The sequence below is a fragment of the Calothrix anomala FACHB-343 genome (assembly GCF_014696435.1).
GTDB lineage: Bacteria > Cyanobacteriota > Cyanobacteriia > Cyanobacteriales > Nostocaceae > Aulosira > Aulosira anomala_A.
In genome coordinates this window covers 1-24,942 of sequence record NZ_JACJQG010000006.1, presented here as the reverse complement: position 1 = coordinate 24,942, position 24,942 = coordinate 1, and the positions used below count along the sequence as shown (strand labels likewise).

Below are 24,942 nucleotides of genomic sequence, written 5' to 3'. Positions count from 1 at the left end.
AAACATTATTTTAGGTCATCTTGCACAGGTTCTACCCAAAACAGGTGTGAATGGGTAACAGAATGGGCTAGGGGCTAGGGACTAGTAATGTAGACACTTAGAGGCTGAAAGCAGTTTAGTGCTAATTCAGACGCAAAGAGGATGAAAATTTTTAGATTTTAATGTTAAGATTTCTGACTTGTTTTCGCAATGCCAAAAAATTTTTTTTCCGCACAACAGCACAGGACAATTGTTTATAAGTCTATGTAGTTTAGGGAAAAGGTGCTGCCAAGAATGTTTTGGAAAGGGTTTTTGAGATTATTCCTGGGACTATGGCTAGTCTTAGATATAGCTGCCCGTCTAGGATGTGAGATTCTATGGTTTCAGGAAGTTGGCTATCTGCAAGCTTTTTTGTTGCGATTTGTCACAAAAGCCGGTTTATGGGTAGTTGGATTCAGCATAAGTGCTACTTATATTCTGGGAAACCTCTACTTGGCGCAAAAGTGGAAATATCCCCAAAATTTAAAAATTGCCCCAGTTCGCCGTGAAGAAGCAGTAATTAGTAGTCAAATTAGAAACTTTTTAAGTCCGCAATATCCTAGAGGCGATGAGCGAAAAATAGCTAAATCAGAACGTTGGCAAACATTCAGACTGCGCTGGTTGTTACCTGTAAGTTTAGGATTAACCCTAGTAGTCGGGTTGATGCTAGCTTACTATGGGCAAATTATCTGGTCTTACTCAACTGCTGACCTGAACAAAGCTAATCTTACGGTTAACGCTTTGTTTCAATTGGACAGTTTTTGGCAGTTATTTAAGATAATCATTGCTCAAATTTGGTATCTGGGTTTAATTGGCGGAATTGCGATCGCTATTTTAATTTACCCCCGATTGTTGCTAAATGCGATCGCCATTATCTTCAGTATTTTATTTGGGATATTCCTATTCCACAATTGGGCACATGTTTTACAGTATTTCCATCCCCAGCCATTTGACTTCTCTGACCCTTTATTCAATAAAAATATTAGCTTTTACGTATTTGGCTTACCTCTATGGGAACTACTGTTAATTTGGCTATTTGGATTATTCCTCTATAGTTTAATTGCTGTAACTCTGACTTATCTGTTATCAGGAGATAGTCTCAGTCAAGGAATTTTTCCGGGGTTTTCGCCACCACAGCAACGCCATTTATATGGTTTGGGTGGTGCATTTATGCTAGGTGTGGCTTGCTGTTATTTATTGAGTCGTTATGAATTGGTGTATTCTTCCCGTGGGGTAAGTTACGGTGCTAGCTATACCGATGTCAGAGCGCAATTGCCAGCTTATGACATTTTATTTGTCTTCGGATTAGCGATCGCATTTTATTTGTTATGGCGCACGATTTTTTGGAAACCCAAATCCTACAGCCAGCGATTTGTATTCTATGGGTTAGGAATTTATCTCGCGCTGATGGTAGTCGGCGGTATTTTCATCCCCACGGCTGTACAATATTTGCTAGTAGAGCCGAATGAATTACAACGAGAGCAACCCTACATTCAGCGTACTATTACCGCAACAAGGCAGGCATTCAATTTAGCAGCGATTGATGCACAAGTTTTCAACCCTCAAGGTCAATTAACTGAAGCCGACCTTAAAGCCAATGAACTAACAATTCGGAATATTCGCCTGTGGGATCAGCAACCCCTACTGCAAACCAACCGCCAGTTACAACAAATTCGCCCATACTATCGCTTTCCTGGTGCTGATATTGACCGCTACACCCTAGAAACAGACAGCAGTAGCACTAGGCCAGCTGCTTCCGAAGATTCCCCAAATTCTCAGCCAGAACCTTTACCAACAACCGAACAACGTCAAGTATTAATTGCTGCCAGAGAATTAGACTATAGCGCAGTTCCACAGGCGGCGCAGACTTGGGTGAACCGTCATTTAATTTATACTCATGGTTTTGGTTTTACCCTTAGCCCTGTAAATACAGTTGCACCTGGTGGATTACCTGAATATTTTGTCAAAGATATTAGCGGTGATAGCCGCGCCTTAACAACTTCTAGTCAAGCAATTCGTAATAGCATCCCCATTGGTCAACCACGAATTTATTACGGAGAAATTACCAATAATTATGTCATGACTGGCACAAGAGTTAGAGAACTCGACTATCCAAGTGGTAGTGACAATGTTTACAATACATACGATGGAGCAGGTGGTATTACTATTGGTAATTCTTGGCGAAAGTGGTTATTTGCCACATATTTGAAGGATTGGCAGATGGTACTGACGCGAGATTTTTTACCAGAGACAAAAGTTTTATTAAGGCGAAATATACAACAAAGAATTCGCGCGATCGCACCTTTTTTAAAATATGATAGCGACCCTTATTTAGTAGTTGCTAATGCCAATCTCAATAATAATAATCCAGACTTTTCCACAAATCAGAATTATCTGTACTGGATTGTCGATGCTTACACCATCAATAATCACTATCCCTATTCCGATGTAGATTCAGATGGGATCAACTACATTCGGAATTCCGTCAAAGTTATCATAGATGCTTATAACGGTTCTGTTAACTTTTACATTGCCGATGCTAGCGATCCTATAATTGCCACTTGGGAGAAAATATTCCCGCAATTATTTAAACCATTGAGTGACATGCCTGCAACACTCAAAAGTCATCTCCGCTATCCAGTAGACTTTTTCAATATTCAAGCGGAACGGTTAATGACTTATCACATGACCGATACCCAAGTATTTTACAACCGGGAAGACCAATGGCAGATTCCAAACGAAATTTATGGTAGTAAAGCCCGTTCCGTAGAACCCTATTATTTGATTACCAGCTTACCTACTGTACCCTTTGAAGAATTTATCCTGTTACTGCCTTATACTCCTAAAGAACGGACTAACTTAATTGCTTGGTTAGCAGCGCGATCGGATGTTGATAACTACGGTAAGTTGTTATTATACGTCTTTCCTAAAGAACGTCTGATTTACGGCCCAGAGCAAATTGAAGCCAGAATTAATCAAGATCCCGTCATTTCTCAACAAATCTCTTTGTGGAATCGTCAAGGTTCAAGAGCAGTTCAGGGTAATCTTTTAGTCATACCCATCGAACAATCCCTGCTTTACGTTGAGCCAATTTATTTAGAAGCAGCCCAAAATAGCTTACCAACATTAGTTCGGGTAATTGTCGCTTACGAAAATCGCATTGTCATGACGCAAACCTTAGAACAGGGATTACAAGCCATCTTCCAACCACAAGTAACCCCAGCACCGCCAATTGTTCGTCCAGTAGAAGAAACCCCTAGTTCCTAGTCTTGTTGTAATTGAAGCAAAGGCAGACAAGGCAGAAATTGTAGAGACGCGATTAATCACGTCTCTGCGCCATGCCCAATGCCCAATGCCCAATGCCCTATACATATTAAGTAACATTATCGCGAATTATTCAGATTTAAATTCGGCATATAATCTGTAAAAAATCAGGTTTTATGCCGTTTTTTTGCACTGAATTTCAGATTTTCTACTTTACAAAATTTAAAATACCAAAAACCATGAAAAAAATCATACCATTATTACTAAGTGCAGCTTTACTTAGTAACACTGTTGCTTGTAGCAAAACAAGCGATCGCACTTCCAATAATGCTACATCTAATCAAACTACTGCTACTCAAGCTACAAATAATCAAGCCAGCAAAACTCCAACTTCTCCAGCATCCATACCCGCAAATACCAATTTAGAAACAGTTCTGCAACAAGAATTATCTACTGGTAAAAATACTAATAATGAGCGGTTTACTCTCAAAGTAAAAAACTCTGTTAAAGGTGTAACACCTGACTTAAAAGATGCAGAAATTCAAGGACATTTAGAAAATGTGGTCAAAGCAGCGAAGGGTAAAAAAGCAAGTTTACATCTAGTTTTTGATGAAATTACCTTTAAAAATGGCGATACCTATCCCATTGATGCGGGTTTAGTCAACACCCAAGTAGAAACCAAAACTAAAGGCAAATTTATCCAAAATGCTGGCATTATTTTAGGTGGAACCGTTGCTGGTCATTTTATTGGTAAAAAAACCAATGTCAAGCATGGTGGTTTAGCTGGCGCTGCGGCTGCAACTGCTTATGTTTTATCAAGTCCTGGGGGTGAAGTAGTATTGAAAAAAGGTACAAAAGTCAAACTGAAGCTAAAATCTGCAATTAGCAATACGCCATAAATTTGCAGAATTCAGGCAGCAATTTTTCATTTAGTTTCTAGCGTATTGCAGATAAATTCATTACACATCTAGGGTAATTATCTTTAGGGAACATCCCAGTTTTTATAAACACCCGCAGGTAGGGGCATGGCAATGCCATGCCCCTACAATCAACGATTATAATTCATACTTTTGGCGAGCAAGCATCAATTTAATTTTGTTAAAATTGAACTGAAACCAAGACATTCAGCAGCAAAAAGTATTACGTGATTAAGCCAATATCCCCCAATGGAAGGATGTTGATTTCTAGTTTATTCCATTGGCTAAATAATACATCCCAAAAACACCCGTACTTATCTAGAGTAATTGGTGCAGGTTGGATTGCGATCGCACTTTCTTTAACTGGATGCGAACAAGCAATTGAGTATTTACCACCGCTACCAAATATTGAAATTCCCACTAACCAACCGCCACAGTCGCCCCAGCTAGCGCAAACATCCCAAACAGCACAAATTGAGTCAGAAATTCGCCAAGAAATTAATAAAGTGCGTCAAAAAAATGGACTACAACCTTTACAAAATAATGAGAAATTAGCCCAAGTCGCCAGAAAATACAGCCGTCAAATGATGGAACAAAACTTCTTCAGCCACACAGGAATTGATGGTAGTACTCTCTCTCAAAGAGTGCGTGCTGGTAATATATCTTATTGGATGATTGGCGAAAATTTATTTAGAAGTAAAAATATTTCTCAGCCTGTATCGCCAGCAGTAGAAGGCTGGTTAGCTAGTCCCGGACATCGAGAAAATATTCTCAGGCCAGTATTTAGAGAAACAGGTGTAGGAGTGTGGCGCAAAGGTAACACCTACGTTATTACTCAGTTATTTTTGCGAGGTTAAACAACATCAAAAAAATAAATTATGCCAAATTGTAGGGGCGGGGTAACCCCGCCCCTACGAGTGGCGGGTTTGGTAAGTTAATGATTGGAATATTTTTTATTTGGAAGTCCCTAATCGCGAAAAAATCCCTCTTCCCAATGCCCCATGCCCCATGCCCATTTTCAATTAATACCTACTACTAGGTAAAAGCAGAATATCTACGATTTCACCTACGAATAAGCCTGATAATGCTAATATTGTTAACGCTAAAAATGAATCTAGTTTGCTAAAACCTGCAAACCGCATCTCTAAATCGGCTAAAAATGTCGTGGCAATTGGGATAAGAAAAAGACTTAATATAATAGACCAAGTGGCAACTATGGCAATAGAAAGACTTAAAAATAACACAATAACTAAAGTTTGAGAACCAAAAGTAAACAATTGTTCTAACCAAACAATACTCTTTCTGGCTATAACTAGCGCTACAGCCGTGATAAAACCTCCCACCAACCAAATAATGTGATGTGCTGCAAGATACCAGCCTAAAAGGATATAAGCTATACAGAGTAATGCCAAAGACATCCAAGGCATCCTCTTGTAAAATTCTATATTCATAACTTGTTAACAATTAAACTTAATATCTAATACGGCAATTACAATTTTCTAATTGCGCAAGTATTTTACTTGTGTTACTTTTAGTAAATTGCCAGGGTTGCCCAGCCAAAATTGCAATTTTTTGTAGACTTTTATACTTAAGTTTTGGCTGATGTCAAGATTAATAGTATGTATCAGAAATTGCTATTCATTTATAAGAATGAGCAAATATATTCTAACACAGTAGTTTAGATATAAACATCACATCCTTAATTTATGCCTTTAGATATATAACTATAAATAACAAGCAAAACCCTTGGCAGATATACCTTAACTGGTGTTTTGCTAAACCTATAATTGAAGGATTGCTTGCTTCCTCTTCATCTGCTCAAATTAAAGATTTATGAAAATAATTTTCTTTATGTTAATTAACCAAGGTAAATAATATGTCCCTGGAACTCATACTGCAAAAAAATGCGATCGCCAATCAAAATATAGCTCAAGAAACAAGAAATGATGTTAAGTCTGAGCCACAAAAGCCAGCGCCATTTAGCATACCCGATGTAGCTATATCTGTGACTCCTCTAGCTGTGTTAATTACTTGGCTCGGTTTTTTTATCCTGTTACGCAAATACCAAACATCTAGAGATAATAAAAAAGGTTTTATAATTCAGACTTTACGTAAAGTTCCTTGTAAAAATTGTCAGTTTTATGCAAATAATCATTATCTTAAATGTGCAGTTCAACCTTCTTTGGTGATGACAGAAGAGGCGAAAAACTGCTCTGAATATTCACCTTCTACTAACAAATCAAGTTCTAAAGATTTCTTTAATCGCGATCACGATTCTTAGTTAAGTGGAGTGGCGCAATTACCCACATACCTATTTGTAGCAAAAATTATTAATTGAATTTTCACTATTTGGCATCTTATCGAGTATAATGCTGAACATCATTCCTGCCCAAAGGAGAATTTAGCTTTTGCAGTCGGAATTGTGAGCGCAAAGAGCCTTTGAAACAAGGGACATTTTTCAGCAATTTATACCTATGATTCCTACCTTAATTTTAGCTTGGATCGTATTTGCAGTATTATGGAAAGTTGTCAAAACGACTATCAGAACTGCACTAACTTTAGCAGCGCTCTTGATATTATTGCACATCAATTTTGGTATTACACCCCAAGATATTTGGGATGCAATTGTGAATTTACCACAAACTTTCTCGCAAGTAGGTATTAGAAAATAATCAAGATGAAGTGTGTCATATGTAGACATTAAACAGCTACATATTTCACGCTTCATCCTGTTAAATTAATTATTTTTAAATGTGGAAATTTTTAGTAATGCATCTTTGAAAGCACCTGGTAACTGACGCATAATTTTGCCTCTTTCCCGATCTAAGGCTACTAAAGTTACTTTGGCGGTGGTATACAATTGTTGTCTATCAGGAGAAACGATCGCATAATCCCAATTCATCCTGACACCAGTTACATCAGTCATGCGTGTTTTGACTAACACATCCAAACCTAAAACCAGAGAACGATGATAATGCAGGGAAAGATTGACAACTGCGAGATCGCAGCCTAAAGCCACTAAATCGGTATAATCAATCCCAATAGATCTTAAGCATTCTACCCTGGCTTCTTCCATCCAAGTTATATAGTTACCATGCCAAACAATTCCTGCACAATCAGTATGGTGAGGATACACCCTGACAGGATAGGTAAACCAATCTTCAAATGCATAATTTGTGGGTTTATCAATGGCGCTAGTTGGTGGGATTTCTGGTTGAGTTGGTTGAGCTGTTGACATGTTTAAATTTCTCAGTATTTATGAATGTCTACCTCTTGAGTAACATAAAAATTACTAACAAAATAGTTGATGCTTTGTCAAAGCCTGATATTTCTCTCTGCTCAAAGCAAGCTCAGAGTCGGGCTAAAACTTCCATGCGCCTCTTTCTGTTAGAATAGTATCAATATATGTAGATGCTGAGTTAGCTTTGTTAACTCAGGAGCGGCAAAATCAGATAATTTATTACTTTATCATCTACGCTCCCAAAAATAGGGGGTGTTTTGTTATGCGATATTATTCTCAAATATATATTGTTATTATAACTACCTTGATGATTTGCCTTTCTGGGTGTACTACCCCACAAAAGCAACAGGTAAATCAAACTCCTAGCACCCAGCAAAACTCACCAGAAAACAATCAGCCATCTAGCCAGATTAAACTGCTGAATGAAGAAGCAGTAAAATTATCAGAGCAAGGTCAGTTAAAAGAAGGTTTTCAGAAATTAGAACAAGCTTTAACTATTAGTACAGATAGGGGCGAGCGTTTTTGGGAAGCTGTGACTTTGAATAATATGGGCAGAATTTACCAAAAACAAGCCAATTACGCCCAAGCGCTGCAATCCTATCAGCAAGCTTTATTAATTAACAAAGAATTAGGCGATCGCGTCCAATTAGGTAAAACCTATAGTAACATTGGCTACCTATTTGATATTCAAAAGCAACCAGAGTTAGCAATTTTCTTTTATAAACATTGTCTCATCAATCGCGAGCAAGCCAGGTTAGAGCCATCATTGCTATCTGCACCCCAACCAGACGCCTATAGTATTACAGTTGCCCAAACCTATCGCATTTTGGGCGACAAACTATTGAAACAGGGAAGGGTAGCAGAAGCCCAACGCAGTCTAGATTTACTCAAGGTAGAAGAATTACAAGGTTTTGCTTCGGGAGTAAGGGGTAATCAGCAAACTGCTAAAGGGATCAATATTATCCCCCAAGAAACAGCAACAAAACAAAAGTTAGAGCAAACTCTAGATAATGCTGTCGAACTGGGTAAAGAGTTAACCAAGTTGCGAAAAATTCCCCCCGAACAGCGATCGCCCCAGGAAAAACAACGTATAGAAGAAATCGTCTTAACTCAGCAAAAACTCTTAAAGCAATTTAACGATTTTATCGCTAGCCCGCCTGTAAAAGCACAATTAGACCAAATTAGCCGCGCAGCCAAAGGGCAAAATTTAGATTTAGGTAGTATCAATGAACTCCGAGATAATTTAGCCAAATTACCAGAAAAATCTGTGTTAATTTATCCCCTAGTTCTCCAAGATAGCTTGGAATTGGTAGTAGTCAGCCCCGAATCTGTACCCGTCCATCGCCCAGTTAAAGTCACCAGAGAACAGCTAAACCAAACAATAGCCACTTTTCGCCAAGATTTACAAAGTCCTCGGCGTCAAGATGCGAAAAAAACAGCCAACCAATTATACGATTGGCTGATTAAACCCTTAGAAAATGACATTAAACTCGCAGGGGCGAAGCAACTAATTTATGCACCAGACGATCAGTTACGTTACATTCCCCTGAGCGCTTTGTATGATGGCAAGCAATGGCTAGTTGAGCGCTTTAGTGTTAATTACATCACTGCTGCTAGCCTGAGTAACTTTAACACCCCACCAAAAAGAAATTTTCGGGCTTTAGCAGGTGCGTTTACTAAGGGTAACTATCAATTTCAGGTAGGTACTCAACAACTCAATTATGCTGGGTTACAATTTGCGGGACAAGAAGTAGAAAGTATCGCCACTACCCTCCCCGGATCGCAAAAACTACTCGATCAAGCCTTTAATCCCCAAGCTACCATCCCGCAAATGGACGACTATCCGATTGTCCATTTAGCTACCCATGCGGCTTTTGTGGTCGGTAAACCAGAAGACTCATTTATTTTATTTGGTAATGGCGATCGCATTCACTTGCAAGATGTCGCCAACTGGTCTTTACCTAACGTTGATTTAGTCGTCTTGAGTGCCTGTGAAACCGGTTTAGGCGGTAAATTAGGTAACGGTGAGGAGATTTTAGGGTTTGCTTACCAAATGCAAAAAACTGGCGCTAGAGCCACAATTGCCTCATTATGGTCTGTAGATGATGGTGGTACGCAAGCCTTAATGAGCGCTTTTTACACCTTGTTATCTTCCGGTAAATTGACAAAAGCTGAGGCTTTGCGACAAACACAAATCGCCTTAATTACGGGGAAATCTCCGGAAAACAATCCTCTTCCCATAGCTATCAGTAGCGGTTTCAGCCATCCCTACTATTGGGCCCCTTTTATTCTCATTGGTAATGGCTTGTAATATTTATCACTCAATCCGCTCAGTTGGCTAGGAAATATCTCCAAGAATAGTTTTCTGGTATCTGTCACTCGCTGGGTAGTGAAAATAAATCTTTGTTAAAAATCTCGCTATCCTACATCAGGTGTATGGTAAGGCGTTAATTTTAGCCACAGTAAACTTGATTGTTTCCAAAGATGTAGTCAGCCATTCATCCATAAAATAACTAAAGGTAACGGTGAATAGGTAATAGATGAGTCATAACTTACTCCTAATTACCGATTCCCGATTACCAGATATATTCTCAATACTTGTTTGACAATAGCCCATCAGCCGCAATAATCCTTAAAACTTCTTAGCCAAGGCTTTATTTGCAGCGATCGCTGGTGGTGCAGACTGCTTGACAATATTCGCCAACTCTTGTAGTTGACTAATCGCTTCCGCACCTTCTAACTTCATTAATTCGCGATCGTCTCGCATTTCTGTCCAAGTAATACCGTAGTCAGATACTAAAAACCGAATTAGGTGATTATCTCCCAAACTCACCATAAATGAAGCACTATTCATCTGGTCGCCACAGGTATAGCAGGATGCAGGATATCCGCGTCGCTCCAGTACTATTGCCAAGGCTTGTAGGTTCATTACCAAGTCTTGTACGAATTGCCGATGTTGATGCGCTAGTCTCAGAAACACTTTTGTCCTCCAGACACCACAGTCATTTGAATTTCTTTTATATTTTCTTTAGATTTTCTCATCCAATGGTATTGTAAACTATCCATTACAATAACCACACGTTTACGTAGACTTTTTTGACTACCTAGCTTAGGGTAGTAGATAACGGTTTTAAGTACCGTATCAAAGTATTCAATTTACAAAGACCAAATATCAGACAGAATTCCTAAATTTAAGATTATCTTTAGATGCTTCTGTCAGTTTAGATGTCTGAGATAGTAATCCGCTTTAAGAGTAACTTAAATTTGCTACTAGTCAACCAGATAAAAGATACATCTTGGGTTGAGATTGGCTAGTGAAGCCAAATTCCTTACTGGTAAAGACTTTGGGAATAGTTTTCGTAGCCTGAGCAACATAGGCTCCCTTAATCAACTAATTTATTCTCTAACATCTGCTTGGTCTTGCCCAAGTACTTGATACCTTGAGTTACATTGTCCTCAATCTATGGCATTTGGCAGATGACCATAAAACTTTGAGATTTAGTATTTCCTAAACTGAGATAATTTATCTGTCTTGGATTATACATTCAGTGTAACGTAACCACGATGCCAAATGTAAAACCCCTTGTCATCGGATTAAACACTGAGAATAACTCTAGTGAAAAAACCTATGTTGCCATTTAGGCAGGATTTTCGGGAATTTTTAGATTGCAGAGATATTGTTACATAAGGTACTAATTTTTTTTGGTCATTATAGAAAAAAGTTACATAAAATACAGAAAACTTTATAGTTAAGCGTAATTATGCGGTCTAACTGTTACTCTTCATTAACTACTTAGGGCACAATCAAATTGTGCCCTAAGTACTTGATATAAGTTGGGATGATTGATTTACCCAATATTTCAGTGTGATGGGAATTCCCTGGGATTAGCTTGAACAGCAAGAAGCCTCACACGAGCGCGCGAAGCGGAAGTGTTGAGACGGCAGTTGCTTCAAGTCGGCAGAGCCGCCCAACGCACTGCCTCATGAATTGCGCGGGAGTTGACGACAGTTCTGTGACCAAATTCTTCCGCACCGAAGTTCAGGGAGCAGAACATGGAGGAAACGTAGCTTGCTTCCCCGAAGGGGTACAAATCTTGTGTTATACTCTTTTATAGCAAACGCTGTTTACTCTAATATGTTAAAGGTCGTCAAAGTCAGGTTATATCCAGATATCCAACAACAGCAGTCTCTAGCGCAAGCTTTTGGTTGTTGTCGTTGGCTTTGGAATTACTGCCTGAATTTGATGAACCAAACATACAAGGAAACTGGTAAGGGTTTATCTGGCTACGCAGTAAAAAAGATAATTCCCCAGTTAAAGAAAGAGTATGAATGGCTAACTTCGACATATTCACAATGTTTGCAGCAAGTCTGCTTGAATTTGGGTGTAGCCTTCAACAATTTCTTTGAAAAAAGAGCTAAATACCCAAGATTCAAATCAAAACATGGCAAGCAGTCAATACAATATCCCCAAAACGTCAAGGTTGCCGATAATTATTTAAGTCTTCCCAAAATAGGGGACGTATCAGCAATAATTCATAGACCTGTTGAGGGGAAAGTCAAAACTGTAACTATATCCAAGAACTGTTCTAATCAATACTTTGCAGCTATTCTGTTTGATGATGGTAAAGACAAACCTTCCGCGAACACGGATGGCAAGGCAATAGGTATTGATTTGGGATTGACCCACTTTGCTGTTACTAGCGATGGCTCTAAGTTTGACAATCCTAGAATACTCAACAAGTATGAGAAGAATTTAAAACTAAAACAACAGCAACTATCTAGGAAGCAGAAAGGTTCTAATAACCGTACCAAAGCTAGAAAGAAGGTTGCTAGAGTCCACAGAAAAATAACTAACTGCCGTGAGGATTTTCTGCACAAGCTATCTCGTAGGATAGTCAACGAAAACCAAGTCATCGTGCTTGAAAATCTTAATGTTAAGGGCATGATGCAAAATCATTGTTTGGCTAAATCCATCCATCAAGTTGGATGGGGAATGTTTTGCACCATGTTGAAATATAAGGCAGAAATGGAAGGGAAGGTATATCAGGAAGTTGATAGATTCTTCCCCAGTTCAAAAACCTGTCATGTGTGTCTAAATCAAGTTGGCAGTTTACCGCTAGATGTAAGATTCTGGACCTGCGAAAACTGCCATACAAAACATGATCGGGATGTAAATGCAGCTATTAGCCTCAGAGATGAGGGACTACGCCACTTGCTTCAAGCCGGGGAACCCGTCCAACGCAGTGGCTCACGAATTTTGACCTCTGGAACGGGGGATAAAGCCTGTCGCCCAGATGTAAGCCGAAGTAAGGGAGGACGCAAGAAATCCACTACTACGCTTTCTGTTGGACAGGAAGCCTACACTGTACCGTCAGGTCAGTGTAGGTAGTTCACTTAATAAACTACATCCCACCAACCAAAAGCCGGGCCGATAAAACGGATGGTTACCCAAGCAGCTACCATAACTCCTATACCAATCCAAGCCCCACGAGTCGTCCAACTGACAAATTGTTCGGCTTGAGATTTGGAAATTGGCACCCAAGGTAAGATTCGGGTAGTATCTTGACCGTAATTTTCGCCTAATGTATCTTTACGACGCTTTGCTTCACCCATAATCAGCAATTTAAATTTCTAATTTCATCTAAGTTTTTGGTTGAGATTGGCTGCAATGCCTGTGGCAAGCCATTAAGGTATGTAAACAGATGATAGCTCGTGGTGTAGAGCGATCGCTTTGCGGTTGACAAAACGTAAATAGTTAATGGGCATTGGGCATTGGGCATGGGGCATTGAAATAGAGTTATAGAATCAGGTGGAAATCCAGCTAAGTGTAAATTCAGCACAAAGCTTGTCAGACAGGCGTTATTCTTTTGACTGTTGACGGTTGACTGTTGACGGTTGACTGTTGACGGTTGACTTTTTGGACTAAGCTGAATTTTCTTCGTTGTTGTGGGAGAACAGGCTGGGATCGAGGTAGTTGATGCGGGCAAGGGGACTTAAAGCGGCGAGAATTTGCGCACCGTAGCTGCGATTGACTACACGCCCATCTAGTAATGCTACTATGCCTTGACTTTCTCGTGCGGGTGCTACGGCGCGTTGGAGTTCATTTAAGGCTGTGGGCAATAGGTATAAACGGAACCAGTCTTGATGCGATCGCTTATAGTGAGCTACCCTACCAGCTACTAGGGGGCTTTCCAAAGATGGCAAAGGCAATGTCGCAATAATTAACAAATGAGGTGGCGGTAAAACCCCTTGATGTTCTCGCCAAAATTCCCAGCCGCTAATTAAAATCCCATTGTCATCGAGACAAGTTTTTTCTACCTGCACCCGCGAACCAAACTCCGCCGCGAGAATTGCCCCGGTTTGCGCCTTCAGTGGCACATCCCCAATTAAGATGACTGTTAATCCTGGCGCAGTTGCACTCAAACACAACAGGGTGCGCACCTTGTGAATAAACGCCGCTTGAAATTCTGGGGTGTTGGGTAAAGGTAGCTTATAGGGGATGTACAGCTGAATCGCATCTGTTTGGCTATCAGATGAGAATTTCAAACAAGTCACATCATCCAAGCCCAAGCGCTGACGGAATAGGGGCGCTTCTGTTTCCGGTTCTAAGGCGCTACCGACAAAAACTATCGGCTGTCGTTGCCAAATTGGGGCGACGATTTTGCCTAATTCAATGGGGGCGCAGTGTAAGGAAAATAAACCTTGACGACGAGCAATAGTAGCCCAGAGGAGAGGAGGAGATGCAGCAGAAGATCCGGAAAGATTTTCGTCAACATTTTGGAAGTATTGCCAGAAATTTTTCCAAGCTGCGGGAAGTTCTGCTAACGCTAACGCTGCATAGAGATGCTGTAAAACATCGATTTCGGCTTGGGAAATCAGATAGCACTCATAAGGATTAGCTGGGTGCTGGAAAAAATCCTTTGTCAGTTGTGCCCTGGCAGAACGAATAATTTCCCCTTGTTCTGGACAAGCTAGCATGAGTTCATCCCAGTCATGGGGTTGAATAGTTTGGGTAAGTTCTTGGCGTACCCAATCTTCCAAATCGTCCACCCCATCAATAATTGTCGGCACCCCAGGCGGGAAATGTCCCTCATCTTGAATTTGTTTGCTTAACCAAGCGGCTGGGGTAGTTAGCAGTAGCCCTTGGAACTCCGCACCAGGCCAAGCGTCACCTGTTCTAATTGGCTTTTTGGCTTGCAACCACTGCTGTAGGCGCGGAATTTCCACTTTTAACAACCGTTGCTGTACTGTTTGAGAAGCCACAATAATTACAGGGCCGTGCCACATCAATGCCGAGGCGACAAAACTCGTGCGATATCGTCCTTGATACCCACAAACAGCCCCGACTTGAATTAAGGCGCTACGTCCCAAGCGCAAGGCGCGTGCTACCAACCTTGCCATCGTCAAATGATGGGGCCAGGAAGGGAAACCCGCCTGCGATCGCAAAAAGTTATGTAGTGACAAATGAACTTCTGCTTCAATCACACGCTTCTAATCCCATACAAAATGATTTTTACTTCCGAATAGCCCCATTTCCATTATCTTGTCATTAGTCAATTGTCAGTTGTCCTTTGTAATTGCCAATGACTAATGACTAATGACTAATGACAAATCACCAATTACCTGAATCATGCCAATTTACACAGGAATCTCCAGCGAAGCCTTTAGGCATCCACTGGATCGCCAAGCCGAGCAAGCTTTACGCAGTTTACCGGGATTTGATTTAATCGCTCGTAAATTTGTGGAATTTATCTATGAACGCCCGCAGTTAGTTTATCTAATGGGTAACACCATCCAAGTTGGGCCGCGACAATACTCCACTATTTACCAGATGTTTCGCGAATGTGTGCGGGATTTGGATATTTATCCAGAACCTACACTTTTTGTCTTGCAGAATCCCCAAGCAAATAGCTATGCTTTGGGGCAAGAAAATCCTTACATAGTCATAAACACAGGGATACTTGACTTACTAGACGAAGTCGAGATTCGGGCGGTGCTAGCCCATGAACTGGGGCATATTAAATGTGGTCATACTATTTTAATTCAAATGGCGATGTGGGCGATGAGTGCTGCTTCCGCCTTAGGTGAATTAACCTTTGGTTTAGGTAATGTTGTGACTCAAGCTTTAATTTATGCCTTTTTTGAGTGGCGGCGCAAAGCCGAGTTATCAGCAGATAGGGCGGCGCTGTTGGTGATTGATGACTTAAATACCGTCATGTCTTCGATGATGAAAGTCTCAGGCGGTAGTATCAAATATGCCAATGAATGTAGTTTACAAGAATTTATCCAGCAGTCCGAAAATTATCAGGCATTAGATACAGATGTACTCAATCAAGTGTACAAATTTCTGATGTACAATGGCGCACAAGGCATGATGCTTAGTCATCCGTTTGCGGTGGAACGCCTGCGCTATTTACGGGAGTGGGCAGTATCCGCAGAATACCAGCAAATTCGCCAAGGAAATTATCAGCGATCGCCTGCCTCTGGATCTGTGAATGTTTCCTCTGAAACTGCTGCTAATGATGCAGAAAAATTGCGTCAACAAATTGAAGAATTGCAACGAGAAATTAACAGAATTAAAAAACAAGAGTAATTTTAGTTACTCAGTATTTTGTATGCAGGTACGTTAGGATTTTCATAACGTACCATTTACTCTTTTATGCTCAAAAAATAATAGTTTTGTAATTGCTCCAATTATTTTATTATAAAAGATAGGTTGAATAATCAAACTAAAAATTGCCCTTTTTTTGTTTATTACCATTGTAATCAAAATGTAATAAATAAGTTTTATCAATGATAATTAAATTTAGCAAATTTCTCTGCCTATTGACTTATATAGTTTTGCTGTTCTGCTTCACATCTGGAATTGCTATAGCATCACCAGACACAATTAATAGCAAATCTCACTTCATTGTTGCCCAATCTACTCAATCATCCTCAGATGTTGAATTAAGCCCTTTACAGCGCCAAAGAATTCAGGGATTACGCCAAAGAAGAAACAGAGAAATCCGGGCTATTTTAAATTCAGCACAACGTGAGAAACTAGCGAAAGAATTACATCAAGGTGCTAAACTCAATCAAGCTTTAGAAAAATTAAATTTACAACCAGAACAGCGAGAACTGATTCAAGCAATTTTGAAATTTACCAATCTCAAATTAAAATTTATGTTTCCGAAAAAAACTCCGGCAATTTAAAAAGGGAACAGGCAACAGGCAACAGGCAACAGAATGTTTTGGATGAGGATTTAAACCACAGTCAAAACTTGCTACTTGTAGAAGTACAAGTATCTTACTCCCGGAGGGAATAGAAAATCGTAGGTTGGGTTGAGGCTCTGCGAAACCCAACACAGCCCCCCAATGTTTGCTCTAGGTACATCCAATTTTTTAAATACCCAATACATTTGTAGTGCGTAAAGCCTTCGGCATAGCTTCGCTTAACGCGTAGCGTGTCCGAAGGACAAACGTCTCGCTCGCTGGTGTTCAAGAGCGAGCAAGATGCTCGCACTACGAAAATATGGGTAATTTATTTTTTGTAAGTCCCCTACGTTCCTCAAACTTACTACCCTGCGGGAAGCCGCTCCGCGTCTACAAGCCGGGAACCCCGCTACGCAGGTTAAGATTTTTGGGCTGAATCGAGCAGTATTGAGAGTTATTCTTTCTCTGTTGCTTTATTTTGTGCTGTCTGTTTTTAGCTTTGACAGTCGCGGCTACTTTTGCAGCATCTATAATTAATCTTGCCCTATGAGCGTTCGTTACCATGTCGGAAGAAGATATCCGTGCCGCGAGGCTGGAAAAAGTAGATCAGCTAAAACAGCTGGGAATGAATCCCTATGCCTATCGATGGGAATCTACCCACCATGCCGCACAATTGCAAGAAAAATTTGCTGACTTAGCCAGTGGCGAAGAAGTTGATTTAGAAGTTGCCATTGCTGGACGCATTCTAGCGCGTCGCGTGTTTGGTAAACTGGCTTTCTTCACTTTGCAAGATGAAACAGGCACAATTCAGCTTTATTTAGAGAAAAATCGCATTCAAGAAAGCATGGCAGATATTGATGCTGATGCTTTCAACCACCTGAAGCAATTGTCAGATGCTGGCGACATCTTGGGAGTCAAAGGCACTATCAAACGGACTGAAAAGGGCGAGTTATCGGTATACGTCAAACAATACAGCATCCTCACTAAATCTTTGTTGCCTCTACCCGACAAGTGGCATGGGTTGACGGATGTGGCTAAACGCTACCGTCAGCGTTATGTTGACTTAATTGTCAACCCTGATGTGCGGCAAACTTTCCGCCGTCGCGCCCAAATCACGGCGGGAATTCGTCGCTATTTAGAACAGCGCGATTTTCTAGAAATTGAAACGCCAGTGCTACAAAGTGAAGCTGGGGGTGCAGATGCGCGTCCGTTTATCACCTATCACAATACCTTAGATATGGAGTTGTATCTGCGGATTGCCACAGAACTGCATCTTAAAAGGTTGATTGTGGGTGGTTTTGAAAAGGTGTTTGAGTTAGGGCGAATTTTCCGCAATGAAGGAATTTCTACCCGACACAACCCAGAATTTACCACCATTGAAATTTACCAAGCCTACGCCGATTACAACGATATGATGGAGCTGACAGAGGGAATTGTCACCACTGTTGCCCAAGATGTTCTCGGCACGCTGCATATTACCTACCAAGGGCTAGCTGTGGATTTAACACCACCTTGGCGGCGGGTAACAATGCATGATTTAGTAAAAGAATATACAGGCTTAGATTTTAAGTCTTTCCAAACTTTGGAAGAAGCAAAAGCAGCTAGTAAAAATGCTGGAATTCCGGGTATAGATGAAGCTCAATCAATTGGCAAATTACTGAATTTAGCCTTTGAAGAAAAGGTAGAAGCTAATTTAATTCAGCCTACCTTTGTGATTGACTATCCGGTAGAAATTTCGCCTTTGGCTAAACCCCATCGTTCTCAGCCTGGGTTGGTAGAACGGTTTGAATTATTTATCGTTGGGCGGGAGACGGCGAATAGTTTCTCCGAACTTACCGATCCCATCGATCAAAGGGAACGCCTGGAAGCCCAAGCTGCGCGTAAAGCTGCTGGCGACTTAGAAGCCCAAGGTGTTGATGAGGACTTTTTGACAGCTTTGGAATATGGAATGCCACCTACAGGGGGTTTAGGAATTGGGATAGATCGGTTAGTGATGCTATTAACTGATGCTGCTAGTATTCGGGATGCGATCGCTTTCCCTCTACTCAAACCCGAAAAATCTGAATCATCCCCAGAAACCACAACTGAGCAATAAGTCATACTTAAATCCAAAAAACCTGTATAAGGGCGAAAAACCGCATTTGTACAGGTTTTTTACTTGATATTGCTATTAATATAGTCGTAAAATATGCGAAATTAACTCATTTTTTGAGGTATGGTGTTTTTTGCAAGCAAGAGAAATTAAAGACAGGCTAAAGTCATTGATTGAGGAAGCATCTGCGATTGATCCCAGGTTAGCGAATAGATTACAAGAGATAAATCGCTGGGTAAAAGATGTTAAACCAGGTTCGCTGACTGCAAAAAGATTTGTCATCCTGTTTTTGCAACAAATTCTCCAAGATGCTGAAGTTTGGTTGAGACTTAAATCATTACCATCCCAAGAAGAGCAGCAATCAGCTTTAACAGCGCTGAATCCAACTTTAAAATATTGGTATGGCTACTTGTTCCCTAAATGGTTGAGTGAAAACGACCCTAAATTTTATATCTGGAGACGAAAACTAATGGCGGGGGAGTTTAATCAGGAAGATGCCAAATTAATTGACTCTATTGCTAATAACATTAAAAATTGTGGCAGAACCATTGTACAACGCTATATTGCAGACCTATCTATGGCAACTGATATAATTGTTAGCAGTAGGCAAGAGATGCCACTATGTATTCAACTCACTAGCGTTTCCGAGGAATTTTCTCAAGACAAGTTTGATGATTGGGAAAATACCCTAATTTTTTGGGCAATAGATAGAGGATTATTTTTAAGTTACAATCCCCGTGCAACAGATTTTGTGAATCAGATAGTCAACATATTATTATATAACAGCGATAATCTCAGTATAGGTAGTTATTTAAAATTTAATTTATAGTTGTCGGTCACTTTCATTTACTGGATTTGTCTAGCCACGTTATTACTTAACAAAGTGAGTCCTTATGGTTCAGGAAAAACAATCTGACCGTCAACAGAGATTAGACAACTTTTTACAAGCTGTAGAAGCTGCTCAAAAATTACAGGATGACATCATAAAATATGGGCTTGATGCCGCTCATTTATATTGTGATGATGTTGACGGAGATTGGCTAGATACATGGGGAGAAGACGAAGATGAGCAGCAAAGTTTTGTAGAATTAGTGATTAATTTCCTGCAAAGTGATGACTTGGTAGCGGTGAGGGTCAGAAAGCAGCTAAAAGATAAACCGCTAAAAGAGATTGCTGTTGAATTAGAAAAATGTCTGAATTTATCTGAAGAAGAAGACCAGATTTTTGCCGTCAAAAATGTATTAGCGGATAGTTTTACAGTTTCAGAAACTACTCGCGGAATTAGTAATGAAATTGATGAAATTGAGTTATTGGATTTAGCTGAGGAATTGCTGGAGAAGTTGGCAGAAATGTGGAAATAATTTTTTGATACATATGTTTTTATAAATAGTAAAAGACCTTCAAATAACAAGCTAAAAGCTAATTATAAATGAAAGAAGAACCTATAGATTTTTTGTTGACTTTATTGTTAAAAACATCACACAGTTATGGCGATAAAAATACAGTTTATCCTTTACTCCAAGATAATCTAGACAAACTAGATTTGAATTTGGCTGTATTGTTGCGTCATTGGGCTAAAAATTACTTTGCTAGAGAAAGCCTGTACAATGCACAAACATTAGCAGCAGCAGAAGCTATTGGAAATTTTGGCACAATAATTGGACAGTTTCCACATGGAAACATAGCTTACAACTTAGATATTGCAATTGCTTGTTACGAAGTTATTGAAGTTATTTTCACTCGTGATAAATTTCCTCAATTTTGGGCTACATCTAAACTAAATTTGGGAAATTCTTATGGATATCGCATTTATGGTGATCCAGTAGAAAATTTGGAAAAAGCATTGTTAGCTTATCAAGATGCTTTACAATTTTACTCTTATGAAAAATTTCCTGTAGAGTGGGCAGAAACTCAAACTAATTGGGTAATTTTTTATTTAAAAAAGATTAAACTTACCAAAAATATAATTGAGTTTGATGAAGATTTAAATAGAATAGTCAAAATTTGTAATCAAATATTAGAGATTTTCAATAAAAATCAATTGATTGAAAAATGGTGTATTGTAAAAAATACTCTTGCATCTGCTTATTGTGATATACCTAATGATAATCGTTCAAAAAATTGGGAATTAGCAATAGATATTTACAATGAGGTATTAGGAGTTATAAATCAGAAATCATTTCCTGAACAATGGGCAAATACTCAAATGAATCTGGGTATGGCATATAATAAAAGGGTTCAAGGAGATACACAAGAAAATTTGCAATTAGCAGTTCAAGCTTGTCAGAATTCTTTGAAATTCTATACCCGTGAAAATTATCCATTTGCTTATGCCATTCTTCAGAATAATTTGGGTAATGCTTATCGTGAGCAAGGTTTAATCGCTTCAGCAATAGCCAATTATAGATTAGCTCTAGAAGTTCATACACCTGAAATATATCCTGCTGAAGCATTTAGAACTGCTCGCAATATTGGAAACACTGCTTTTAAATCAGGAATTTGGAAAGAAGCTATTTATGGCTACAGTATTGCTATTCAAGCAGTAGAAATTAGCCGCAATCGCCTAAAGTCTGATTATCGTCGCCAAGAAATTATCGAAGAAGCCATTGGTGTTTATCAGAAAATGGTACAAGCCTCCATCAACGCGGGAGAAATAGAAAAAGCTTTTGAATACGCAGAGCGATCGCGCTCTAAACGTCTGGTAGATTTAATGGCAAGTAACGATCTCTACCAAAGCGGCGAAATTCCTCCAGAAGTTAAAGAATTATTGCAGCAGTATGAAGAACTGCAACAGCAAATTGATCAACAACGCGATCGCTTAAAATCCAACGATAACCGGAGTCAAACACGCGCTGCATTCCAAGCTTACAACGAAGCGATCGCATCTCTAGAAACTGAAAAACAGCAAGTTTGGGAACAAATCAGACGCCTAGATCCTGTGTTAGCTGGCGAAATTCAAGTTAACCCTCTCAGCTTGTCAAAAATTCAAAACCTAATTGACAACCCTAATACCGCTATTCTCAGTTTCTACACTACCGATAATGACACCCATATTTTTGTCCTGCGACAAAATCAAATTACCCTCCACACTTGCACCCAACAAGGGCTAAAAACGCTACAACAGTGGATTTTTGATAATTGGTTATTAGTGTATGTAAATGATAATCCCACATGGGGGAGTCAAATCGATTGGTTTCTCGGCGAACTATCTCAACGCTTGCAACTGGCTGAACTCATTTCCCAACATTTAGAAGGTATTGAAGAACTAATTCTAGTACCTCACTTATTGCTCCACCAAATTCCCTTCGCGGCTTTACCTATTGCGAATAATCAATATTTAGGAGATAAGTTTCTCATTCGCTATACTCCTAGCTGCCAAATTTTGGAATTTTGTCAACAACGCGACAAGATAGAAAGCGGCGATCTATCATACGGTACTGTGGAAGATGCTACAGACGATCTACCCTGTGCCAGTTTTGAAGGCGAACAGCTTGCCAAACTGTACAACATTCCTCACTCTCAACGCTTGAGGGGTAGTAATCAAGCTACTAAAGCTAAATATCGCCAGCTAGCTGAACAAGTCAAGGTACTTCACTGCTGTCATCATGCGGAATCTTGTCTTGACAATCCCCTGGAATCACATTTGAAATTAGGAGATGGGAATATTACTTTAGGGCAATTGATGACACCAGGATGGCGTTTACCCAATCTCTCTGATGTTTTTCTTTCCTGCTGCGAGACGAATTTGGGTATTCCTTCGCTAACTGATGATATTCTCACTCTTTCCACAGGCTTTTTGTGTGCTGGTGCTAGAAGCGTTGTCAGTACTCTGTGGGCAGTTAATGATTTAGCAACAGCAGTATTTTCAGTATTTTACTACCAAAATAGACAACATAGTAAAAGCCGTCCGGAAGCTTTACGACAAGCACAACTTCAACTGCGCCAGATGAAAAAAGAGGAATTTTTGCAGAGGACGGATATTAAAAAACTATACAATCACGCAAAAACCGAATTTGAAGAAGCAAAGAATAAGAGATCCCAATACCAGCGAGGTTCAGTAGAGCGCTTAAAATGGGATAGTAAATTTTTAAACTACGGCAAGCTGAAAAATCAACTTGAGGCGGTAGAAAATTTGATAGAGCAGTTTCCCTTTTCCCATCCGCGTTATTGGTCTGCTTTTATCTGTCAAGGTTTACGATGATAAGCGATCGCACTTGCTGATTCCTTAACCGTCAACACGATGGTTTAGGGTTTTTGCAGGTTAATAGGTGAGAATGCTATAAAATAAATTTACAATTCCAGCGACTCACTCCAGTTTAGAGGTTTATCATTATTTGCACGCCAAAGATATTAAAAAACAATTAAGATTACTCATAGAGGAAGCATCTGTTATCGATCCGGGTTTAGCGAGAAAATTAGAAGATATAAATCGCTGGGTTAAAGATGTTAAGCCTGGTTCTTTAACAGCTAAAAAATTTGTGCTTTTTTTTCTGCAACAAATTATTCAAGATGCGCTAATTTGGCTGGATATTCAAGCGTTAGAATCGCCGGAGGAGCAGGATAAATACTTTGCGCGAATGACGCCATCAGAATATTATTGGTATAAGTATTTATTTCCCAAATGGCTCAATCAACCAGATCCTAAGTTTTCTATCTGGAAAAGAAAATTGATGGCTGGGGAGTTTCAGCAAGAGGATATCAATATATTAAGAGCGATCGCTACAGATGTTGTCCATCGAGAAGGGACATTTTGGCATTGCTATATAGCAGACTTTTCGATGGCAACTGATATAATTATAAGTAATAAAGAGCAGCAACCACTGTGCATTCAGATTACGAGCCTCTCGGATGAATTTTCTCAAGAAAAATCTGATAATTGGGAAAATACCTTACAACAATGGGGCATAGATAGAGGTTTGTTTTTAAGTTACAACCCCCATATTACGGATTTTGTCACTCAGCTAGTGAATATATCACTGTATAACAGCGATCGCCTAAAAACTGGCGTTTATTTAAAATTTAGTTTATAGTTTTAAGTCTTTTTCCTGTACTGTCTTAACTAAACTACACCACTATGGGGAAACAAAGGTCAGTAGAACCTCAAGAAAGATTGGAAACATTTTTAGAGCATTTAGCAGCAGCTAGAGATTTACAAAGAAATTGGATGACTTATGGACTTGATTATGTAGATAGGTATGTTGAAGACGTAGATGGAGATTGGTGGGAAAAATGGGAGGAAGAAGAACAGCAGAGTTTTTTAGACTCAGTGATTGATTTTCTCAAAAGTGATGACTCCATAGCCTTAATAGTTCGCCAGCAGCTAGCTAATAAACCAATTCCCGAAATTGCTGAAAAGCTAGAAAAGTACTTTAGTTTCCCAGAAGCAGAAAGAATGTTTGCTTTCAGGAATTTTTTAACTAATAGCTTTATAGAAGAAAATAATGGTCATACTCCTAATAATTTTACAGAACTGGAACTCTGCGAGCTAATAACCAAGCTTTTAAATAAATTGCAAGAGATTTCTTTAAAATATCAGAGTCAATTTCTTTGAATATACTCTCAATATCAAAAACTCCACCTACGGATTGGGGTTTAAAAGCGTGGTAGGGGCATGGCATTGCCCATTGGTGTCAACTTAACGCAAAACCCTTATCCTAACTGGCTCCCATGCTCTGAGTGGGAGCGATGATCTGTGGGCTGCCGCCTCAATTTATCAGCTTCCGAGGCAGAGCCTCGCAATACGCATTTCCAGCCGGAGGCTGGAAACGAGATAGAGAAAGGTTTTGAGCTTAAGTTGACACCTATGGGCATTGCCATACCCTCTAGAATATATTGATGTGCCGCAAATACGGTATATTCAAGGTAAATTAGGTTACGCGCTTTGGGGCATGGCAGTGCCAGTGCCCCTACAATCAACGATCATCTGTACTTCACCAACTGGCAATCTGCTGTATAATTTAAATTGGTGGGAATTTTGACACGCTTTCGCGTAGGGTCTCGTAGAGAAGCGTAATAAATAAAAAAGGCGCGTTAGGGACTTCCAGAGAATAAAATATACAACTTATAAGAATGATAATCATTCTGGTGGGGAAGGAAGAGGTTGCCGTTGGCAACCTCTTCCTTCCCTTTTTGTAGTAAATTCAATGATGATTCGATTTTTGAATGTACATAGGTGTCAATGGAATTAACAGATTCATTGAAAAACTTGTTGAAGG

General features: G+C 39.7%; 21 protein-coding genes. 15 read left to right on the top strand and 6 right to left on the bottom strand.

Features of this window, described 5'->3' with window-relative positions; genetic code table 11:
- Positions 1 to 273: 273 nt before the first annotated feature.
- From H6G08_RS04485 to H6G08_RS04475, 3 genes are all read left to right on the top strand, one after another.
- Positions 274 to 3,285, top strand: coding sequence for a UPF0182 family protein (locus H6G08_RS04485; protein ID WP_190539098.1), 3,012 nt, complete (start codon positions 274 to 276; stop codon positions 3,283 to 3,285).
- Between the two features lie 236 nt (positions 3,286 to 3,521).
- Positions 3,522 to 4,181 (top strand): hypothetical protein, encoded by a 660-nt coding sequence (locus H6G08_RS04480; protein WP_190539097.1) that lies wholly within the window; start codon positions 3,522 to 3,524, stop codon positions 4,179 to 4,181.
- Between the two features lie 245 nt (positions 4,182 to 4,426).
- Positions 4,427 to 5,056 (top strand): CAP domain-containing protein, encoded by a 630-nt coding sequence (locus H6G08_RS04475; protein WP_313941181.1) that lies wholly within the window; start codon positions 4,427 to 4,429, stop codon positions 5,054 to 5,056.
- Between the two features lie 165 nt (positions 5,057 to 5,221).
- Here H6G08_RS04475 and H6G08_RS04470 read toward each other — a convergent pair whose 3' ends face one another.
- Positions 5,222 to 5,650, bottom strand: coding sequence for a hypothetical protein (locus tag H6G08_RS04470; protein ID WP_190539096.1), 429 nt, complete (start codon positions 5,648 to 5,650; stop codon positions 5,222 to 5,224).
- A gap of 425 nt (positions 5,651 to 6,075) precedes the next feature.
- Here H6G08_RS04470 and H6G08_RS04465 point away from each other — a divergent pair, with 425 nt between their 5' ends.
- On the top strand, positions 6,076 to 6,480 hold the full coding sequence (locus tag H6G08_RS04465; protein ID WP_190539095.1) for a hypothetical protein: 405 nt from the start codon (positions 6,076 to 6,078) through the stop codon (positions 6,478 to 6,480).
- A gap of 193 nt (positions 6,481 to 6,673) precedes the next feature.
- Positions 6,674 to 6,871 (top strand): hypothetical protein, encoded by a 198-nt coding sequence (locus H6G08_RS04460; protein ID WP_096644677.1) that lies wholly within the window; start codon positions 6,674 to 6,676, stop codon positions 6,869 to 6,871.
- Between the two features lie 65 nt (positions 6,872 to 6,936).
- Here the strand turns inward: H6G08_RS04460 and H6G08_RS04455 are convergent, their stop codons facing one another.
- Positions 6,937 to 7,437 carry an acyl-CoA thioesterase gene (locus H6G08_RS04455; RefSeq protein WP_190539093.1) on the bottom strand — a complete coding sequence of 167 codons (501 nt, stop codon included), beginning with the start codon at positions 7,435 to 7,437 and terminating at the stop codon, positions 6,937 to 6,939.
- A 265-nt stretch (positions 7,438 to 7,702) separates the two neighbouring features.
- Between H6G08_RS04455 and H6G08_RS04450 the strand changes: the two genes are divergently transcribed.
- Positions 7,703 to 9,751, top strand: a complete 2,049-nt coding sequence (locus tag H6G08_RS04450; RefSeq protein WP_190539091.1) for a CHAT domain-containing protein — start codon at positions 7,703 to 7,705, stop codon at positions 9,749 to 9,751.
- A 321-nt stretch (positions 9,752 to 10,072) separates the two neighbouring features.
- Here H6G08_RS04450 and H6G08_RS04445 read toward each other — a convergent pair whose 3' ends face one another.
- Positions 10,073 to 10,420 carry a DUF1815 family protein gene (locus H6G08_RS04445; RefSeq protein ID WP_096644675.1) on the bottom strand — a complete coding sequence of 116 codons (348 nt, stop codon included), beginning with the start codon at positions 10,418 to 10,420 and terminating at the stop codon, positions 10,073 to 10,075.
- 1,155 nt (positions 10,421 to 11,575) lie between these two features.
- On the opposite strand from H6G08_RS04445, the gene H6G08_RS04440 reads away from it, so the two are divergent.
- A complete protein-coding gene (locus H6G08_RS04440) occupies positions 11,576 to 12,829 on the top strand; it encodes an RNA-guided endonuclease InsQ/TnpB family protein (protein ID WP_190539089.1) in 1,254 nt (417 codons plus the stop codon).
- A 5-nt stretch (positions 12,830 to 12,834) separates the two neighbouring features.
- Here the strand turns inward: H6G08_RS04440 and H6G08_RS04435 are convergent, their stop codons facing one another.
- Both H6G08_RS04435 and H6G08_RS04430 read right to left on the bottom strand, forming a co-directional pair.
- A complete protein-coding gene (locus H6G08_RS04435) occupies positions 12,835 to 13,053 on the bottom strand; it encodes a DUF2839 domain-containing protein (RefSeq protein ID WP_190539087.1) in 219 nt (72 codons plus the stop codon).
- Positions 13,054 to 13,362: 309 nt separating this feature from the next.
- Positions 13,363 to 14,925 carry an ATP-dependent DNA helicase gene (locus tag H6G08_RS04430; protein ID WP_190539085.1) on the bottom strand — a complete coding sequence of 521 codons (1,563 nt, stop codon included), beginning with the start codon at positions 14,923 to 14,925 and terminating at the stop codon, positions 13,363 to 13,365.
- Between the two features lie 145 nt (positions 14,926 to 15,070).
- Here H6G08_RS04430 and H6G08_RS04425 point away from each other — a divergent pair, with 145 nt between their 5' ends.
- The 8 genes from H6G08_RS04425 to H6G08_RS04390 all read left to right on the top strand — a co-directional run bounded on the left by H6G08_RS04425 (position 15,071) and on the right by H6G08_RS04390 (position 24,278).
- A complete protein-coding gene (locus H6G08_RS04425; protein ID WP_190539083.1) occupies positions 15,071 to 16,033 on the top strand; it encodes a M48 family metallopeptidase in 963 nt (320 codons plus the stop codon).
- A gap of 233 nt (positions 16,034 to 16,266) precedes the next feature.
- Complete coding sequence (locus H6G08_RS04420; protein WP_242046063.1) at positions 16,267 to 16,635, top strand: hypothetical protein; 369 nt, start codon at positions 16,267 to 16,269, stop codon at positions 16,633 to 16,635.
- 562 nt (positions 16,636 to 17,197) lie between these two features.
- Positions 17,198 to 18,730: a lysine--tRNA ligase gene (gene lysS, locus H6G08_RS04415; RefSeq protein ID WP_190539079.1), complete on the top strand. Its 1,533-nt coding sequence runs from the start codon at positions 17,198 to 17,200 to the stop codon at positions 18,728 to 18,730.
- A 130-nt stretch (positions 18,731 to 18,860) separates the two neighbouring features.
- Positions 18,861 to 19,556 (top strand): hypothetical protein, encoded by a 696-nt coding sequence (locus H6G08_RS04410; RefSeq protein ID WP_190539077.1) that lies wholly within the window; start codon positions 18,861 to 18,863, stop codon positions 19,554 to 19,556.
- A 64-nt stretch (positions 19,557 to 19,620) separates the two neighbouring features.
- Complete coding sequence (locus H6G08_RS04405; protein WP_190539075.1) at positions 19,621 to 20,088, top strand: hypothetical protein; 468 nt, start codon at positions 19,621 to 19,623, stop codon at positions 20,086 to 20,088.
- A gap of 68 nt (positions 20,089 to 20,156) precedes the next feature.
- A complete protein-coding gene (locus H6G08_RS04400) occupies positions 20,157 to 22,928 on the top strand; it encodes a CHAT domain-containing protein (protein ID WP_190539073.1) in 2,772 nt (923 codons plus the stop codon).
- Positions 22,929 to 23,061: 133 nt separating this feature from the next.
- A complete protein-coding gene (locus H6G08_RS04395) occupies positions 23,062 to 23,757 on the top strand; it encodes a hypothetical protein (protein ID WP_190539071.1) in 696 nt (231 codons plus the stop codon).
- 44 nt (positions 23,758 to 23,801) lie between these two features.
- Positions 23,802 to 24,278 (top strand): hypothetical protein, encoded by a 477-nt coding sequence (locus H6G08_RS04390; RefSeq protein WP_190539069.1) that lies wholly within the window; start codon positions 23,802 to 23,804, stop codon positions 24,276 to 24,278.
- Positions 24,279 to 24,757: 479 nt separating this feature from the next.
- On the opposite strand, the gene H6G08_RS37190 is transcribed toward H6G08_RS04390, so the two are convergent.
- Positions 24,758 to 24,942, bottom strand: a 185-nt coding sequence (locus H6G08_RS37190) for a hypothetical protein (RefSeq protein WP_206758293.1), incomplete at its 5' end; no start/stop codon positions are given.